The organism is Candidatus Micropelagos thuwalensis (assembly GCF_000469155.1).
Classification (GTDB): domain Bacteria; phylum Pseudomonadota; class Alphaproteobacteria; order RS24; family RS24; genus Micropelagius; species Micropelagius thuwalensis.
Map to the genome: position 1 here is coordinate 719,898 of NZ_AWXE01000001.1, position 16,257 is coordinate 736,154.

Annotated in this window: 21 protein-coding genes; 6 read left to right on the plus strand and 15 right to left on the minus strand. The window is 42.7% G+C overall.

Translation table 11 applies throughout. The annotated features are described in order from the left end of the window. The first annotated feature begins 112 nt into the window (after positions 1 to 112). Entirely contained in the window at positions 113 to 877 is a 765-nt protein-coding gene (locus tag RS24_RS03465) for a DUF1013 domain-containing protein (RefSeq protein ID WP_038300641.1), read from the plus strand. Here the strand turns inward: RS24_RS03465 and RS24_RS09850 are convergent. Beyond that, on the minus strand, positions 874 to 1,038 hold the full coding sequence (locus RS24_RS09850; protein ID WP_021776802.1) for a YdcH family protein: 165 nt from the start codon (positions 1,036 to 1,038) through the stop codon (positions 874 to 876). The genes RS24_RS03465 and RS24_RS09850 overlap by 4 nt on opposite strands. Before the next feature lie 160 nt (positions 1,039 to 1,198). On the opposite strand from RS24_RS09850, the gene purE reads away from it, so the two are divergent. Together purE and RS24_RS03475 are read left to right on the plus strand one after the other, a co-directional pair. Continuing rightward, positions 1,199 to 1,690 (plus strand): 5-(carboxyamino)imidazole ribonucleotide mutase, encoded by a 492-nt coding sequence (purE, locus tag RS24_RS03470; RefSeq protein WP_021776803.1) that lies wholly within the window; start codon positions 1,199 to 1,201, stop codon positions 1,688 to 1,690. After that, complete coding sequence (locus RS24_RS03475) at positions 1,687 to 2,802, plus strand: 5-(carboxyamino)imidazole ribonucleotide synthase (RefSeq protein ID WP_021776804.1); 1,116 nt, start codon at positions 1,687 to 1,689, stop codon at positions 2,800 to 2,802. Before purE ends, RS24_RS03475 begins: the two co-directional genes overlap by 4 nt. Here RS24_RS03475 and RS24_RS03480 read toward each other — a convergent pair. Continuing rightward, positions 2,799 to 3,446, minus strand: coding sequence for a COQ9 family protein (locus tag RS24_RS03480; RefSeq protein WP_021776805.1), 648 nt, complete (start codon positions 3,444 to 3,446; stop codon positions 2,799 to 2,801). The two genes, RS24_RS03475 and RS24_RS03480, sit on opposite strands and share 4 nt — an antisense overlap. Before the next feature lie 163 nt (positions 3,447 to 3,609). Here RS24_RS03480 and rpsU point away from each other — a divergent pair, with 163 nt between their 5' ends. After that, positions 3,610 to 3,834 carry a 30S ribosomal protein S21 gene (rpsU, locus tag RS24_RS03485; RefSeq protein ID WP_021776806.1) on the plus strand — a complete coding sequence of 75 codons (225 nt, stop codon included), beginning with the start codon at positions 3,610 to 3,612 and terminating at the stop codon, positions 3,832 to 3,834. 68 nt (positions 3,835 to 3,902) lie between these two features. Here the strand turns inward: rpsU and RS24_RS03490 are convergent, their stop codons facing one another. From RS24_RS03490 to RS24_RS03525, 9 genes are all read right to left on the minus strand, one after another. After that, positions 3,903 to 5,318: an NAD(P)(+) transhydrogenase (Re/Si-specific) subunit beta gene (locus tag RS24_RS03490; protein WP_021776807.1), complete on the minus strand. Its 1,416-nt coding sequence runs from the start codon at positions 5,316 to 5,318 to the stop codon at positions 3,903 to 3,905. 8 nt (positions 5,319 to 5,326) lie between these two features. Further along, entirely contained in the window at positions 5,327 to 5,638 is a 312-nt protein-coding gene (locus RS24_RS03495) for a proton-translocating transhydrogenase family protein (RefSeq protein ID WP_021776808.1), read from the minus strand. Positions 5,639 to 5,643: 5 nt separating this feature from the next. Further along, entirely contained in the window at positions 5,644 to 6,918 is a 1,275-nt protein-coding gene (locus tag RS24_RS03500; protein ID WP_021776809.1) for a Re/Si-specific NAD(P)(+) transhydrogenase subunit alpha, read from the minus strand. Between the two features lie 28 nt (positions 6,919 to 6,946). After that, positions 6,947 to 7,099, minus strand: a complete 153-nt coding sequence (locus RS24_RS10145; RefSeq protein ID WP_021776810.1) for an aa3-type cytochrome c oxidase subunit IV — start codon at positions 7,097 to 7,099, stop codon at positions 6,947 to 6,949. A gap of 57 nt (positions 7,100 to 7,156) precedes the next feature. Then, positions 7,157 to 7,981 carry an N-formylglutamate amidohydrolase gene (locus tag RS24_RS03505; protein ID WP_021776811.1) on the minus strand — a complete coding sequence of 275 codons (825 nt, stop codon included), beginning with the start codon at positions 7,979 to 7,981 and terminating at the stop codon, positions 7,157 to 7,159. Beyond that, entirely contained in the window at positions 7,981 to 8,931 is a 951-nt protein-coding gene (locus RS24_RS03510) for an alpha/beta fold hydrolase (RefSeq protein ID WP_204365697.1), read from the minus strand. Before RS24_RS03510 ends, RS24_RS03505 begins: the two co-directional genes overlap by 1 nt. Positions 8,932 to 9,061: 130 nt before the next feature. Next, the gene (gene ykgO / locus RS24_RS03515) at positions 9,062 to 9,187 is read right to left on the minus strand and encodes a type B 50S ribosomal protein L36 (protein WP_021776813.1); all 126 of its coding nucleotides are present in this window, start codon (positions 9,185 to 9,187) and stop codon (positions 9,062 to 9,064) included. A 104-nt stretch (positions 9,188 to 9,291) separates the two neighbouring features. Continuing rightward, a complete protein-coding gene (locus tag RS24_RS03520) occupies positions 9,292 to 10,551 on the minus strand; it encodes an MFS transporter (protein WP_021776814.1) in 1,260 nt (419 codons plus the stop codon). A 34-nt stretch (positions 10,552 to 10,585) separates the two neighbouring features. Beyond that, positions 10,586 to 11,605 (minus strand): GDP-mannose 4,6-dehydratase, encoded by a 1,020-nt coding sequence (locus tag RS24_RS03525; RefSeq protein WP_021776815.1) that lies wholly within the window; start codon positions 11,603 to 11,605, stop codon positions 10,586 to 10,588. A 124-nt stretch (positions 11,606 to 11,729) separates the two neighbouring features. On the opposite strand from RS24_RS03525, the gene RS24_RS03530 reads away from it, so the two are divergent. Then, the gene (locus RS24_RS03530; RefSeq protein WP_021776816.1) at positions 11,730 to 12,791 is read left to right on the plus strand and encodes an undecaprenyl-phosphate alpha-N-acetylglucosaminyl 1-phosphate transferase; all 1,062 of its coding nucleotides are present in this window, start codon (positions 11,730 to 11,732) and stop codon (positions 12,789 to 12,791) included. 15 nt (positions 12,792 to 12,806) lie between these two features. On the opposite strand, the gene RS24_RS03535 is transcribed toward RS24_RS03530, so the two are convergent. After that, positions 12,807 to 13,157, minus strand: coding sequence for a VanZ family protein (locus RS24_RS03535; RefSeq protein WP_021776817.1), 351 nt, complete (start codon positions 13,155 to 13,157; stop codon positions 12,807 to 12,809). 83 nt (positions 13,158 to 13,240) lie between these two features. Here RS24_RS03535 and fcl point away from each other — a divergent pair, with 83 nt between their 5' ends. Continuing rightward, entirely contained in the window at positions 13,241 to 14,179 is a 939-nt protein-coding gene (gene fcl / locus RS24_RS03540) for a GDP-L-fucose synthase (protein ID WP_021776818.1), read from the plus strand. Positions 14,180 to 14,237: 58 nt separating this feature from the next. On the opposite strand, the gene RS24_RS10050 is transcribed toward fcl, so the two are convergent. From RS24_RS10050 to RS24_RS03550, 3 genes are all read right to left on the minus strand, one after another. Continuing rightward, the gene (locus RS24_RS10050; protein ID WP_021776819.1) at positions 14,238 to 14,558 is read right to left on the minus strand and encodes a phosphomannose isomerase type II C-terminal cupin domain; all 321 of its coding nucleotides are present in this window, start codon (positions 14,556 to 14,558) and stop codon (positions 14,238 to 14,240) included. Then, a complete protein-coding gene (locus RS24_RS03545; RefSeq protein WP_021776820.1) occupies positions 14,504 to 15,658 on the minus strand; it encodes a mannose-1-phosphate guanylyltransferase in 1,155 nt (384 codons plus the stop codon). The genes RS24_RS10050 and RS24_RS03545 overlap by 55 nt, the downstream gene beginning before the upstream one ends. 25 nt (positions 15,659 to 15,683) lie before the next feature. Further along, the coding region (locus tag RS24_RS03550) for a hypothetical protein (protein WP_021776821.1) at positions 15,684 to 16,257 on the minus strand (574 nt) is incomplete at its 5' end.

Below are 16,257 nucleotides of genomic sequence, written 5' to 3' on the forward strand. Positions count from 1 at the left end.
ACAGTTTACGCATGAGGAACACTTTGACGACAAAAGGGGTATCTGAGGGGTATCTAAGATTTCGCAAAAACGAAAAACCTGTTTTAATTGAAGGGGTTACAAAATTATGAATATGTCTTTTCCACTTATGCCCAAAGCTACGGCTGTATGGCTAATAGATAACACAGCACTCAGTTTTGACCAGATTGCTGATTTTTGCGGATTGCACGCACTGGAAGTCAAAGGCATTGCAGACGGCGATGTCGCGCAAGGCATTAAAGGTCTCGACCCAATCAGTAACGGTCAGCTAACCCGCGATGAGCTGGAAAGGTGTCAGCAAGACCCAGAATCGCGCCTGAAACTCTCAGAAAGTAGAAGTAATCTCCCCGAACCAAAACAGAAAAAAGGCACGAAATACACCCCTCTATCAAAAAGACAAGAGCGCCCAGACGCCATTTACTGGCTCGTGCGCAATCACCCAGAACTGAATGATGCCCAAATCAGCCGGTTAATTGGCACAACTAAACCGACAATTCAGTCTATCCGTAACCGTGATCACTGGAACATGGGGAGTCTTAAGCCTGTAGACCCGGTTACATTGGGCTTGTGCAAACAAATTGACTTGGATACAGAAGTTGAAAAAGCTGCCAAGCGTGTCGCACGTCAACAGAAAAAATTGAGCAAAACAGCTGCATCGGATGTCACGCTTATGCCAGCAGATGCAATACTGGAACCCGAAATACCGACATATGAAGAGGATATGCCCCTACCAAGTGCAGAACCTTCCGATGTCTTCGGTCAAAGTCAGACATCTGACAGCCAGCCCGAAGAGGAAGAAGCTCCGAGCGCAGAAACTGTTTTCGGCAATTTCGGCACCTCAACGGATGAAGAAAACTAGACTTTTAGTCGTTCAATTTCTTCTTTGATGCGGAGTTTCTTAAGTTTCAAGTCACTTAGTATCATCTGATCCGGATTTGGCCGATTTGTTTCGTTTTTGATTTTACTTTCCAATTCTGCATGACGTTCATGTAGTTTTGAAAAACGTGCTTCACTCGTCATTTACAAACATCCTATTCACGTGAACAGACTGCCAGAGACGCTCCCACTTGTCGAGACGGGCTGTGGATAAACCATGCATTCGCAGGACAGGTGAGAAAAACTTGCCAAAAAGTAAATTATACTGTTAATTCCGTCTTTCTTCTGGAACCGGAGATAAATTATGTCGCAAGCACTTGTTTCAATCATTATGGGCAGTCAGTCTGATTGGCCAACAATGTCACATGCTGCCGAAACTTTAGAAGCTCTCGGCATCCCCTATGAAAGCAAGATTGTATCGGCGCATAGAACACCACAAAGACTTTATGACTTCGCGCATCAGGCAAAAGACAGGGGTATCCAAGTCATTATCGCGGGTGCCGGTGGGGCTGCACATTTACCAGGTATGACCGCGGCAATGACACCTCTCCCCGTTTTTGGTGTTCCTGTTGAAAGCAAAGCTCTTAGCGGACAAGATTCTCTTTATTCAATTGTTCAAATGCCTGCAGGTATTCCCGTCGGCACACTTGCTATCGGCAAGCCTGGGGCAATTAACGCCGCTTTACTAGCTGCCTCTGTCTTGTCGTTATCAGATGAGACAATCTCCAACAAACTCGATGCGTGGCGCCAAGAACGCACAGATATGGTTGCCCTAGAACCTTCAGACGAGAAATGACAAAACAAGTCTCCCCCCTTCGCTCTGGCAGTATTATAGGCATTTTAGGAACTGGACAGCTTGGTCGCATGCTTAGTCTCGCAGGTGCGCAATTAGGGTTTAAGACACATATTTATGGCCCAGAAGAAAACGCCCCTGCCTCTGAAGTCTCATGGCGAACAACAACCGCTGATTATAGAGATGAAACAGCTCTCACACATTTCGCTGAATCCGTGGAAGTGGTGACCTATGAGTTTGAAAATGTACCCCAGGAAACAGCAAACTTTTTATCTCAATTTGTGCCCGTCCGCCCACCGGTTCGCGCCTTGGACATCGCTCAGGATCGCCTGACCGAAAAAAACTTCCTTAAAGAGTGCGGACTTTCAGTGGCCGGCTTTCAGAACATCGAAACTTATGAAGACCTTCAAGAAGTACATGCGCGGTTTGACGGTCAAGGCATTATTAAAACCCGTCGGTTTGGATATGATGGCAAAGGCCAGTGGCGAATGACGCCTGAGACAGATTTAAAGGCCTTGCTGAACGAAATTGACAACCGTCCAGCTATCTGTGAGGCATTTATTCCATTTGATGGCGAGGTTTCGGTTGTGGCGGCTCGCAGCACATCAGGACAGATAGCGACGTTTGATATGGCAGAAAATATCCATGAAAACCATATCCTCCGTCACAGCTTTGTCCCAACTGGGCTAGCAGATAGTTTGAAACAACAGGCTGCAGATATGGCGCGTCTCCTCTTGACGGAACTCGACTATGTCGGCGTGCTGACATTAGAAATTTTTGTTTGTCAGGATAAATTACTGATTAATGAGATTGCGCCAAGAGTGCATAATTCCGGTCACTGGACGATTGATGCCTGTGCAACCGATCAGTTTGAGCAGCATATGCGTGCCGTAGCTGGGTGGCCTCTTGGCTCACCCAACCGCCAATATGATGCCGTTATGACCAACTTGCTAGGCACAGAAATTAACCACATTGACTCTCTGGCAGAAGACGAAATGACAAAAATTCACTTTTACGGGAAACATGAAGCTAAAGCTGGCCGCAAAATGGGGCATGTCTCCAGGCTATTCAAAGTTGGGCATAGGCCAGATCGTGAAGGGTATAAATTATTCTAGCGGTAACGGAATTTAGCCAGCGTCTCTAAAGGATTCCCAAGCTTTTCTTGAAGTTCTCTAAACTTAGCTTTTCCTTTTTCAATCTGCATCACATTATCAATCCGGCGATCAAGAAACGCCCAGCTATCTTGGGCATCAGTGCTGTCGTCATTTAACCAGAACAATCGCGTCGCACTATAGACAGCCGCAAGTGTTGCACGCTTCGTATAAAAATTAAAATCTGTGCTTTTATCACCGGTTGAACGCCACATAACATCTACCGTATGCGCGAGACATGCACTGGCATCTTTCGTATTTCCTGGTAATGCGAGCATATTAAAAGCACGGCGGGCAATTTCTTTATGATCGGCGTCAACCTCTAATCTGATCTGAACTGCAGTTTTGATTCGTTCACGGATTTTCATACTTTCAATATCAAGTGACGCCAGTTTAGTCTGCATTTGGTCAACACCATGGCGCACAAAATAAATTGCCAGATCTATCCCCCCACGTGGGAATGCAAGTGCCAATTCAGCAGGTTCAATACGTGCTGTTTGCGCGGCTTTATTGACCACAGCATCTGTAAAGCCTTCAAAAGCAATGTCAGCCAATGCTGCTTGCAAAATATCTGCTTTAACCGTTTCTAATATCTTATGATGATCCATAAGCTATATATGGCCTTTACCATGCGTCCCGACAAGATGAAATTAACCCTGCCCGCTAAAACAAAATACGATTTCTTGTTTTTTACACCTGAGACTAGACAGGTGATGCGTTATTTGCTATCCACACCCATCATATTCAAACACTTGAAATGGGGTGAAATAGGTGCAGGTATCTGTCCGAGACAATAACGTAGATCAGGCTTACAAGGTTCTTAAGAAGAAACTTCAGCGTGAAGGTGTATTCCGTGAAATGAAATTACGGGATCATTATGAAAAACCCTCGGAAAAAAAGGCACGCGAAAAGGCTGAGTCAATCCGCCGTGTTCGCAAACTGGCACGTAAAGCCGCTCAGCGCGAAGGTGTAGTTACTGGTCGACGCAAGCGCTAACCGCCTTATCATCCAAAACAAAAAAACCCGCTCCAAAGAGCGGGTTTTTCTTATTGGTGATTAACTGATTACATCGCTTTTACGATGTTCTCGACCATTTTCTTGGCATCAGCAAATAGCATCATTGTATTGTCTCTGAAGAATAATTCATTCTCAACACCGGCATAACCCGATCCCATACCACGCTTAATGAACAAGACAGTTCCGGCTCTTTCGACTTCCAGAATTGGCATACCAAAAATTGGACTTTGCGGGTCAGTTTTAGCCGCAGGGTTAGTCACATCATTGGCACCAATAACAAAAGCGACATCCGCTTGAGCAAATTCACTATTGATATCCTCAAGCTCATAAACTTCGTCATACGGCACATTGGCTTCCGCCAACAGCACATTCATATGACCTGGCATTCTGCCTGCAACAGGGTGAATGGCATACGTTACCTTTACACCCTCAGCTTTCAAAGCATCTGCCATTTCACGAAGCGCATGTTGGGCTTGCGCAACCGCCATACCATAGCCGGGAACAATAATCACCGAACTCGCATTTTTCATGATAAAGGCAGCATCATCCGCGCTACCTTGCTTAACTGGGCGTTGTTCTACCTGTCCACCAGATTCAGCAGCGCCACCGTCCCCGCCAAAGCCACCAAGAATAACGGAAATGAACGATCTGTTCATACCTTTACACATAATATACGAGAGAATTGCACCCGAAGAGCCGACAAGGGAGCCCGTGATAATCAGCGCCATATTGTTCAAGGTAAAGCCGATACCAGCAGCCGCCCAGCCTGAATATGAGTTCAGCATAGATACAACAACCGGCATATCAGCCCCGCCAATAGGTATAATAATCAAAAACCCAATAATAAAAGACAGGAGCGTGACGAGTAAGAACAAACCAACTGTCTGATTAGACGGGTCCAAGCAGAGAATAGTAATGCCGCCAACAATGCCGACAAATAAAAGTAAATTAATCATATGTCTCAGCGGCAGAATAATCGGCGCGCCGGACATCGTTCCTTGAAGCTTGGCAAAGGCGATAATGGAACCCGAAAATGTGATGGCACCAATCGCAACCCCAAGAGACATCTCCACCAGACTGGCAGTTTTAATATACCCGTCTGGCGCGATACCAAAGCTTTCCGGTGCCAGATAAGCAGCCCAAGCCACGAGAACAGCCGCAAGACCAACCAAAGAGTGGAAGGCCGCTACAAGTTGAGGCATCGCTGTCATGGATATGCGTCTGGCAATTATGCTGCCGATTACACCACCAATAACAATACCGGCAACAACCAGCTGAACAATTGACGGGTTGCTCATATCGATACTTGGATCAAGAAGTGTCGTGGCGACGGCGATGGTCATGCCGACAATACCGAAATAATTTCCTTGTCTGGAAGTTTCGGGAGAACTTAACCCCCTCAGGGCCATTATGAAAAATACGCCTGAGACGAGATATAAAATTGCAGAAATATTAGCGTCCATCTCCGGCCTCACTTATCTTTTTTACGATACATTGCCAGCATGCGCTGGGTTACTAGAAATCCGCCGAAAATGTTAATAGCGGCCAAAACAACCGCACCAAAACCCAACCAACGAGCCACAGAGTTTTGAACGGCGTCAGCGCCACCATCGTCAACACCAAGTGCGATAAGTGCGCCCACAATAATCACAGAAGAAATTGCATTCGTCACAGACATGAGAGGTGTATGCAGAGCTGGAGTTACCGACCAAACCACATAATATCCAACGAAAACGGCAAGGACAAAAATACTAAGAAGATAAATTATCGGTTCGATATCCATAATGACTATCCTTTCGATCCGGTTTTACTGGCTGCGGCTTTCCGCTTTGCTGGTTTTTTGGCTACAGGTTTCTTCGCCGCTGGCTTTTTAGCCGCAGGTTTCTTTGCTGTTGGCTTTTTAGCCGCTGGCTTCTTAGATGAAGTCTTTGCTTGAACAAACCCGCTATGAACAATTGCCCCTTTATAGGTCAACTGTACCCCTTGAATGATTTCATCATTACGATCAAAGACTGCTTTTTTAGCTTCTCTATCGAAAAACGCTTCAACAAAGTTATAAAGGTTCCGCGCATAAAGTTCGGTTGCGTTGGCAGGCAGGCGACCGGGAACATTGTCATATCCGATAATCTTCACACCATTGGCAATAACTGTTTTACCTAACTTTGATAAAGGACAGTTCCCGCCGCGTTCAACCGCGAGATCAACAATCACAGAGCCTGGGGCCATTCTGGTAACCATTTCCTTGGAAACGAGTTCCGGAGCTGGCCTACCAGGAATAAGCGCCGTACAGATAACAATATCCTGTTTAGCAATATGCTGGGCTACGAGCTCAGCCTGACGCTTCTGGTAATCCTCACTCATTTCCTTAGCGTAACCACCTTCTGTTTCGCCTGACTCACCTTCATCAGCCTCAACCATAACAAAACTGGCGCCAAGACTTTCAACTTGCTCACCCGCTGCGGCACGAACATCCGTCGCACTAACAACAGCACCAAGGCGCTTCGCAGTTGCAATCGCTTGCAATCCTGCAACGCCAGCACCCATAACAAAAACTTTCGCCGGAGCAATAGTTCCAGCAGCAGTCATCATCATCGGTAAGGCACGACCAAACTCAGCCGTTGCATCGAGTACTGCCTTATAGCCAGCCAAATTGGATTGAGAAGAAAGTACATCCATAGATTGTGCGCGTGTAATCCGTGGCATGAGTTCCATTGACATGGTTTCAATACCTGCTTTGGCATAACTATCCAAAGCTTTTTGATTATCATACGGATTAAGCATGGCTATTAAAGTTGCACCCTTCTTAAAGCTTTTGAGCCTAATAGGTGCAGGCGCATTGACAGAAAGCACAATGTCAGACTCTTTCAAGAACGCTGCGGTTTTAGCTACCACCGCTCCCGCTTCCTCGTACTCTTTATTGGTGAAACCGGCTTTTTTACCAGCATCAGCCTCAATGGTGACGCTACATCCCAGTGAGACAAGTTTCTTTACCGTTTCGGGAGACGCGGCCGCCCGTGTCTCATTGGTTTTGCCATCCTTGAGAACGGCCAATTTGGTTGACATTGCAAATTACTCCTGATTGGAAAACAGCCTAGAAATATACAAAAAATAGAAGGAAGAGCAGAGCGGCTGTGACTGCTATGCTTCCCCACTTAATAAGTCCAAGAAACAGATTATAGGTATTACTGTGTTCAGAGCTATCCATCTCCTCGCCCCAGTCATCTGTGTCATGAGTATTTTCCATTACATTCCCCTTGATTTTTAGCTTTATATCAGGCCTGACTTCTGAAGCAAAGCCTGCTTATTGGTTTTCATTACAATTTTTAAAAATATTTTCAGTATATGTCCCAAAAAATTTTCTTTCTGCACATGCCGCGTCTTTTTCAGCAGTTTTCAAAGCATCTGCAAGAAAGTGAACCCAATACTCACAATCAACATCACGTAGCAAACAATCCTGTCGCAACTCTATTAAAGCATGCGGAAGACCTTTCTCTGTCCCATGCCTAAATAAGCAATCGTTTTTAAGTCTACCTGAATAAGGCTGATTATTACCGATTAATTTTTCACTTTTTGAAAGCGAGCTAAATAAGTGTTTAGCCAGCCTTTCATCTTTATCCCACAACACAGCTGCAGACCAAGGTCTTTTTACCCCTCTAAAATTCGGAGTAAATGAATGTACAGATAGAATAATCGGCACCTGCCCGTCATTTATTAAGTTTTCAAGAGTTGATGCAATCGCGAAATGATAAGGCATATAAAACTTGTCCACTCTCTCCTGCCAAGCGGAAATATTATTATGTCGATCAACATCCAGATTGCCGGGGATAATACTTCCGTCAGAAAGTTTCATAATCAGTGTTGGGTCATCCAATCCGCGATTTGGGTCAATCAACAATCTTGAAAAACCACTTAAAATGGCCGGACACCCCAGAATGTCAGCAAGATGCCGCGTCACCTCAGCCGCACCCATATCCCATGCAACATGACGCTCTAATTCATGCTCCTGTAAACCAAGCTGCGCGTAGTCTTCCGGTATAGCATTACTTGCATGATCACAGATAAGTAGAAATCGTGACGTATTCCCCTCATTTAGAACTGTATAAGGTGCAGTATAAGGCGTTGGCATTATTGTACTTTTTCATATTTTATGTCTAAAAGCTCTGTCTTACCGGGGGTTAAAGCCTCACCTTTTGACATACGCCCGATTTTGTCAGCCAGTATTTGTGTTTGGGTATGATGCGGCATATGCCCTACCCCCTTTAACAGCATATATTCTGAGTCAGCTACCGCATTATGAAAACGTTCAGACTGTCTTTTAGTATTCACAATATAATCTCTGTTACCAGCAACAATTAGGAAAGGTGTTTTAATGTCCTCATAATCTTCGGACATAGTTTCCAGATGGCGGCGTAAATTATAAGAGTAATATGAGTTATTAATTATCTTTGACGGACGCAAAAGTATCTCTGCCTGAGCACCCTCACGGTAATCTTCTCGGGCTGGTTCGGGTTCAAAAATAGACTTGATTGAAAGCGGGACATAAAGCTGTCCTATTTTATTCAAAAAAAGACGGCTGAAAACATGATTAATCACAGGTGTTGTAAGCAAAACTTCATACCACCCGTAAGGTCCTTCCCAAGGATAAGCAACCCCGGCAAGTGATACAGCGCCAGTAATTTCATCTCCGAACTGCTTTGCATAAGCAATCGCAACCGCACCTCCCCAACTGTGACCCACAATTATCGGCTTTTTAAGCTTTAATTTATTTACCGCCATATGAATGGCTTCCGCTTGCTTCATCGGATCTGACATTTCAAGAGGGTGAAGTTTGGTCTCGCTCCATCCGATACCAGGGCGGTCAAACGCGTATAAGTCAATATCAGGGGGAAAAGCCTCAAAAAAAGCCAGCTCCATATCAGCTGATGACCCGCTTGACCCATGTATCAAAACGATTGGCGCATTTTCCTTGTTTTCAATATCAGAAGCTTTTTTGCGGGTTAAAAAATGGAATTTTGCCGTTTCAACATCAACAAATTCCCCTTTTGGGGGATATTTGCGTTCAACCTGGGAAACCATAAATAACTCATGGCCTACTAAAACCACAATTATGAATGTGAAAATTGCCAACATGCGAGACATAACCACCATTTAATCCAGATTTTCTCAGAGAAAAGGTCTTAGAGAAAAGTATGAGTTAAAATACAGTCTAGCCCTGACGTGCTTTAAAACGTTTGTTAACTTTGTTGATAACAAATAAACGACCACGGCGGCGAACGACCTGATTTTTCTGATGTCTATCGCGAAGCGATTTCAGAGAATTTTTAACTTTCATGGTCCCGTGCTCCAAGCCATTTATGAGGCTTTCAAAGGTTGATAAGCGCGTTTAGTATACGACAGACAGGTATCTGTCAAGCCGCGCAGAATGCTTAAAACAGCTTAAAGTATCGGCGTATCTTGCGACAAAACACGGTTCATATGGCGAAAACCTGAACCAGTGACCAGATAGAGCATGAAAGCAGACACGATAAGGCCCAAAATATAAGGAGCAGTTGGATCGACATAACTATAAAGTGCCATGGCTGTTACCGGTACAAATATAATTCCAATAGCTGCAGTTGCACCTATTAACCCTGCAACAGCCCCCTGCTCTTCAGGATCTACAACCAGTGATGCTCCCGCCGCTGTCCCTGTCCTGATAAGACCAAAGCCAAAACCAGAAATCACCATGCTCGCGACCAGTAAGATTTTCGACATTGGTAACAAGAACATACAAAATGGAATAACAAGAAGTACTGCACCGGATATCAGCATGGTTCTTACTGAAGGATCGAGTTTTGGAATCACGACAAGCTGACTGATTAACGTCATAATCGCCATCCCCATCATGCCGATACCAACCAAACTGGTGGTTTCTTGAGCGTTGAGATGTAAAACGTCCAATACAAAGAAAGCAGAAATCTGCAGGAGGATAGCCTGAACAAAGCTGGTGCCTGCACCGATAAGCATTAAACCGCCAATCCTTTGGTCGTTTAATCTTAAACGCGTTTCTGGAATATTCTCAAAAACCTCCGGCCGACGTCGCTCAGTCAGGAATACAAGGGTAGACATCATCCCTAAGAAACCAATGATGGCTAACAAATAAAACGGAAGAAAAAGGCTATAAACTGCAAGCACGGCGGCAAATCCAGGACCTAATATCGCGCCAAAACCAAAAGCTGCCCCAATAGCCGCAACCCCTTTTGATCGTTCAGATCGGGTGGTTCTATCAGCAATATAGGCTTGCGCTGCTACAGGTGTTCCCGATCCAAAGACGCCATAAATCGCGCGGCTCAATACAAGCAGAATATAAAGTGCGATAACTGAAACCGCGTTCTCAATCCCATATTGAAGCAAATAGCCAAAGCTCCCCGTCGAGAAAGAAAACGCCAACATCCCAATCATTATGACAGGCTTACGTCCGATATTGTCGCTGATGCGCCCCCATATTGGACTAAATACCGTCCAGCAAATTGCCGAAAGCGTAAACATCAACCCGACTTCCATCTCATTCAGACCGAGATTACGAGCAATCGGAGGTAACAGAGCAGAAAAAAGCGTTTGTCCCATACCAACAGCAACAATGCTGATGAATAGAATTTTGATGCCTCTCTGTTTCTCGCTATCAGATGTTATCTGGTTATAGTCTGTTTGTTTCATTTTTCTCAAACGGCTAGAGGAAACGTATTTACTTTTAAATTTGTACCCGTTTTAAATCAGCATCTACCATGAGACCTATGAGTTCATCGAAGCCAACACGCGGTTCCCAATTCAGTTTTTTAAAGGCTTTACTGAAATCACCAACCGTTTCATCGGGGTCTATTGGTCTATAAAGGGCGGTATCGATATTTACAAGTAATCTGCCAGATAATTTATCATAACCATGTATCTTTTCTGCCGATCCTTCCCAGATAAGTTTGAAACCCAAAAGGTCTGCCGCCTTCTCTGTAAATGACTTTACTGAGTATGAATTCCCTGTTGCAATCACATAATCATCTGGCTCATCTTGTTGCAACATAGCCCACATGGCCTCCACATAATCCCCTGCAAAGCCCCAATCACGCCTTGCCTCAATATTTCCTAAGGAAAGAACTGTCTCCGCCCCGCATGAAATATTAGCTAGCGTATAAGTTATTTTGCGGGTAACAAATTCTAAGCTCCTCATAGGGCTTTCATGGTTAAACATAATGCCCGCTGAAGCATGAAGACCATAGGTGTTACGAAAATTGCTGACACCTAAATGAGCTGTTAATTTTGAGGCACCATAAGGGCTGATAGGCTGAAAAGGGGTCTGCTCATTTTGTGGCGATATTTTGGATGCTCCAAACATTTCCGAGGATGAGGCTTGATAAAAACGTATCGACCGATCTGTTTCTTTAACGGCCTCAAGCAAAAGCAGTGCATTAAACCCTGAATATTGTGCAGCATCTGCCGGAGAATAAAAACTCGCCTGTACTGAAGATTGATCCCCAAGATTATAAATCTCATCAGGTTTTACTTTTTGCAAGGCAGAGATGATTTTCTCTTTATCCTGCAAATTTAAATCCAGCATCTCAACATCTTGGCTAATACCAAGTTCAGAAAACCGCCATAAATCAGTTGGCGCATTCGGGCGGCGGATACCGATGACACGGTAATTTTTACCGAGTAATAATTTTGCGAGATAAGATCCGTCCTGTCCGGATATGCCTGTAATGATTGCAGTTCGACCCATATTGTCATTTCTTTTTGAAAAGGTTCTATATCTATAAAACAAAACTTTAGATGAAAGAATTGATTATCAGAATAATATAACCTAATAATCCAAAGTTGTTTAAATTCTCTTCTGCAGGGGCATAATGAGTAACGATAATAATTGGATGCTTCTTGCAGCCCTTACAGGCGTGTTAACTCTTTTCGCTATTTTCTGCCTTATACCTATGGCAAAGAAGATTGGTCTCGTCGATAAACCTGGAGGACGCAAGAAACACCTCGGCGAGATTCCGTTAATTGGTGGCATCAGCATCTTTCTTGTTTTAGGAACATTTGCTGTTTTCACCGGCTACTTTAATAATGATTGGAAATGGGTTTTGGGGGTTGCTTCAATTCTAATTATTATAGGATTAATTGATGATTTATGGGATATAAGACCCCTTTATAAGCTCGGCGCCCAAATTATTGCAGCCATACTCATGGTGTTCAGCACAGGTGATTTCATACAAACAATCGCCTATCTCCCCAGTGGACATACCATAAATATTGCCGAGCTTGGCTATTTTATAACATTGTTCGCTGTTGTCGGCTTAATTAACGCATTTAATATGATGGACGGTATTGATGGACTTGCGGCGACGCAGGCGATCTTATCTATAGTCCTCACATTCACCTCTATGTTTATTCTGAAGACAACATTTTCAAATGATATTTTTATCATTTTTCTTTTAGGGGCGCTTCTTGGCTTCCTAATCGCCAATCTGAACCTATTGCCCAAAACAAAAGTATTTCTTGGTGATGCGGGGAGCATGATGCTGGGTTTCTTTATTGCCTGGATGCTGATTTCTTATACCCAAACCCCCAATAAACAGGGTCTCCCGCCCTCTCTCGCACTCTGGGTCGTCGCTATTCCTGTCGCGGATACATTAGCTCTTTCCGTAAGACGCATATTATTGAGGCGCTCACCATTTCGTCCGGATAGAAAACACCTCCATCATATCTGCTTGCGATTAGGGTTATCTCCACTGCACTCTCTGGCTATAATTTGCATGTTATCAATAATCAGTTATCTGATTGGTATCTCGACCTATCTGCTATTCGGTGAAATCGCATCAATTATCTTATTTTTTGTGATGATTGGTTTGTATTATAAATTTATCAAGAATATATGGCGCATTTCTTCACTCTTTAGGCGATTGATTAATTAAGCTGTCAGCACATTTTTAAGATTGAACCTTAAAAATCAATGTGAGACTCCGGGCAACTAAAATCCCTAAGATGATACCCGCAGCATTCGCCAAGAAATCCATAATATCTGCCTGCCGTCCCGTAAATGGCTGAATAAGCTCAATACATCCTCCATAAGCCAAAGCAAATAAAAAGACTGAGAAATGAGGAAATATCCTTTCCAGCGAAACGGGTAAAACCATTAAACAATAAGCAAATAAATGAAGCAGCTTATCTGACACCAAGAGTTTTGTATCAACTTCACTTGGCGGTTTGAGTGATAAAAACAAAATAAGCAATGCGAGTATAAGGGTTAGATAAAGGCCTTTAAATTTTATAAAACTCATTTATGCTCCCTAGAGATTAATTTCATCATTTACACTAAGTGTAAAATTGAAATCCTGGTAAAATTGTCAGAAATAATACAATTATGTCGATTTTTAAGATTCATGGAAAAAAAATATGGGTGGCTGGTCACAATGGCATGGTCGGTAAAGCAGTTGTGCGTCAACTAGAAAAAAAAAACTGCGAAATTTTAACCATTGATCGCCAATCTCTCGACTTAACAATTCAACAAGATGTAAATAATTGGCTTGCCCACAATAAACCTGACGCAGTAATTTTATGCGCAGCCAAAGTTGGCGGTATTTTGGCGAATGACAGATACCCTGCTGAATTTATTTATCAAAACCTCATGATTGAGGCCAATATTATCAACGCTGCATATACAAATGAAATCAGTAAACTACTCTTTTTAGGATCCTCATGTATTTACCCAAAACATGCTCCACAACCAATGAAAGAAAGCGCATTACTCACCAGTCCCTTAGAAAATACAAATGAATGGTATGCATTGGCTAAAATCGCCGGTATTAAGTTGTGCCAAGCATATAGAAAACAATATGGTTCAAATTTTATTTCCGCTATGCCCACAAACTTGTATGGCCCTTACGATAATTTTGATTTGGAAACCAGCCATGTTATTCCAGCCTTGATAAGAAAAACACACGAAGCCAAACTAAATAATCAAAATGAGATTATAGTTTGGGGGACTGGTGAGCCCTTAAGAGAATTCATGCATGTTGATGACTGCGCTGATGGCATTATTTTTTTATTAGAGAATTACTCTGACATGGAGCACGTTAATCTTGGTACTGGTCAAGAGCTTTCTATCGGGGATTTAATTGAAATGATAAAGTCAGCTGTCGGATTTAAGGGAGAAACAGAATTTGATACTTCAAAACCTGATGGCACGCCGCGCAAACTTCTTAACTCAGAAAAAATCCAGGCATTGGGTTGGTCACCAAATATATCACTTCAGAAAGGGTTAAAAGCAACATACCAATGGTATTTAGAGAACCATAAATAATTTTAATTTAATAACTAGCTTCTCTGCAAACTTAAAATAAATCTTTAGAATTTACTCTTCATTTTCGACCATATATATCTTCAAGGCGAACAATATCATCTTCACCAAAATAGTTACCTATTTGAACTTCAATTAGCACAAGTTCTTCTGAACCGATATTAGTAAGGCGATGTTTCTCTCCTTGCGGTATATGCCGATATTGGCCTGGCCCAGTCTCATAATTTTTATCTCCTATCTGAACAAGAGCGTTTCCTTTAATCACCAACCAATACTCAGAACGATGGTGATGATATTGTAAGCTAAGCATTTGTTCGGGATCCAGAGTTATCCGTTTAACCTGATAGTAATTTTCTTTTTTAAAATTTCGTAAGTACCCCATGGCCTCCTCACAGTTGAAGGTAATATAGTAAAATCAGATAATGGGCTAGCTTTAAGCTTTTCAACAAGAGACTTTACCTCTTGGCTCTTTTCTCGATGAGCAACCAGTAAAGTATCAGGCATATCAATTACCAACAAATCTTCCACACCTATTGTTGCAGTCAACTTGTCTATATGACTTGTGGTATGGACATAACTGTTACGTGTATCAACGAAACAAACTTCGTCATTTCCACTATAGCTATTGCCATTTATATCTTTATTAGCTGTTTTAGCTACAGAGTCCCAACATCCAACATCAGACCAACCAAATCCGGCAGGAACCATAAAGATATTTTGGGCTTTTTCCATCACTGCGTAGTCAATAGATATATCAGGTTGGGCGCAAAAACTTTTCTTAGCTAATCTCCTAACACCTTCTGAAAAATTACTCTTAACAAAAGCATTATATGAAGCACCCCAAACATCTGGAGCATGCTCCCCAATAGCCTTAGCCATAGTGCTTGCCGTGAAAAAGAACATTCCACTGTTCCAATAATGACAGCCATCAGCTAAATAACGCTCAGCTTCTGATTTTTCGGGTTTTTCTGTAAATTTTTGCAAAGCTTGAGGCTTATTACTTTGGGTAGGTACTTGGATATAACCATACCCTGTTTCGGGCGAAGTTGGGCGAATACCAAAGACTACAAGTTGATCACTGTATTTCTCTGCTTGCTGTACTGCCTCCTTGAAAGCATCATCGCCAGTGATTAGATGATCAGCGGCAAGAACGAGGCATTTCGTATCGTCCCCATGTGTCTCTTGGATATGTCGAACTGCAAGTGCAATTGCGGGAGCTGTATTGCGCCCTTCTGGTTCCAAAATGTAAGATAATTTGGCTTGATAGTTATTATTATAAATAAAATGACTAGTAAGGAAATAGTGTTCTTGATTAGTTATAATCAGCGCCTCATCTGAGATTAGAGTCGCCCTATCCAGTACATGCCCGATAAGAGGTTTACCCGCCAATTCCATAAAGGGTTTTGGATACAACGCTCGTGAGGCTGGCCAAAGACGAGCCCCTACCCCGCCTGATAGAATGATAGGTATAATTTTAGTCACAATCTATAATTTCCCACTAATAGATTTAAATCCTATAAGAATTATGTCTTTCTGCGGCTTCTTCCCAACTGTTAATAATAATGGCATTATTTTGAGACGAAATATCATAATTGTCTGTAAAAACCTTGGGACTTACTATGTAGGCTGAACCTCCTAAATCTAATATTTCTTTATGCATACCACTTATGCGCCCTATCACGATTTGGATTTTCGACAGAAACTGTTCAGTAGTTTCTGACATAGGGTCAGAGAATGAAATGTTCAGCTTTTTTGATAAATTTTTCCATTTCATAGTATTTGACATCATAGGGTGTGGTCGAAGATACAGATCGCCTTGTATTTCTTTAATAAACTTTTCTATTTCCGCCACTTTATCCTCTGGTTTTATTAATATACCTGTACCGCTGCCAATTGATATATTGTTTTCCATTAATGTAAACTCAACATCACTTATCCCTTGTCCCGCTAACCACTGTCGGCGTTCTTCTATTTCATTTACGCTATGGCAAATAACTCTGTTATAATAAATAGGGGTGTTAAATTTTAATAATGGTGAATGTGGTAAGTAAATGACCTCCACTTTTTTGTTAAGAAAAGAA

Coding starts and splice junctions, on each gene's coding strand:
- RS24_RS03475 (WP_021776804.1), top strand. CDS start 1,687: ATGACAAAACAAGTCTCCCCCCTTCGCTCTGGCAGTATTATAGGCATT.
- RS24_RS03480 (WP_021776805.1), bottom strand. CDS start 3,446: ATGGATCATCATAAGATATTAGAAACGGTTAAAGCAGATATTTTGCAA.
- RS24_RS10145 (WP_021776810.1), bottom strand. CDS start 7,099: ATGGAAAATACTCATGACACAGATGACTGGGGCGAGGAGATGGATAGC.
- RS24_RS03525 (WP_021776815.1), bottom strand. CDS start 11,605: ATGGGTCGAACTGCAATCATTACAGGCATATCCGGACAGGACGGATCT.
- RS24_RS03465 (WP_038300641.1), top strand. CDS start 113: ATGTCTTTTCCACTTATGCCCAAAGCTACGGCTGTATGGCTAATAGAT.
- ykgO (WP_021776813.1), bottom strand. CDS start 9,187: ATGAAAGTTAAAAATTCTCTGAAATCGCTTCGCGATAGACATCAGAAA.
- RS24_RS03500 (WP_021776809.1), bottom strand. CDS start 6,918: ATGTCAACCAAATTGGCCGTTCTCAAGGATGGCAAAACCAATGAGACA.
- RS24_RS03535 (WP_021776817.1), bottom strand. CDS start 13,157: ATGAGTTTTATAAAATTTAAAGGCCTTTATCTAACCCTTATACTCGCA.
- RS24_RS03505 (WP_021776811.1), bottom strand. CDS start 7,981: ATGCCAACGCCTTATACTGCACCTTATACAGTTCTAAATGAGGGGAAT.
- RS24_RS09850 (WP_021776802.1), bottom strand. CDS start 1,038: ATGACGAGTGAAGCACGTTTTTCAAAACTACATGAACGTCATGCAGAA.
- RS24_RS03490 (WP_021776807.1), bottom strand. CDS start 5,318: ATGGACGCTAATATTTCTGCAATTTTATATCTCGTCTCAGGCGTATTT.
- RS24_RS03510 (WP_204365697.1), bottom strand. CDS start 8,931: ATGGTTTCCCAGGTTGAACGCAAATATCCCCCAAAAGGGGAATTTGTT.
- RS24_RS03530 (WP_021776816.1), top strand. CDS start 11,730: ATGAGTAACGATAATAATTGGATGCTTCTTGCAGCCCTTACAGGCGTG.
- RS24_RS03520 (WP_021776814.1), bottom strand. CDS start 10,551: ATGAAACAAACAGACTATAACCAGATAACATCTGATAGCGAGAAACAG.
- fcl (WP_021776818.1), top strand. CDS start 13,241: ATGTCGATTTTTAAGATTCATGGAAAAAAAATATGGGTGGCTGGTCAC.
- RS24_RS10050 (WP_021776819.1), bottom strand. CDS start 14,558: ATGGGGTACTTACGAAATTTTAAAAAAGAAAATTACTATCAGGTTAAA.
- purE (WP_021776803.1), top strand. CDS start 1,199: ATGTCGCAAGCACTTGTTTCAATCATTATGGGCAGTCAGTCTGATTGG.
- RS24_RS03495 (WP_021776808.1), bottom strand. CDS start 5,638: ATGGATATCGAACCGATAATTTATCTTCTTAGTATTTTTGTCCTTGCC.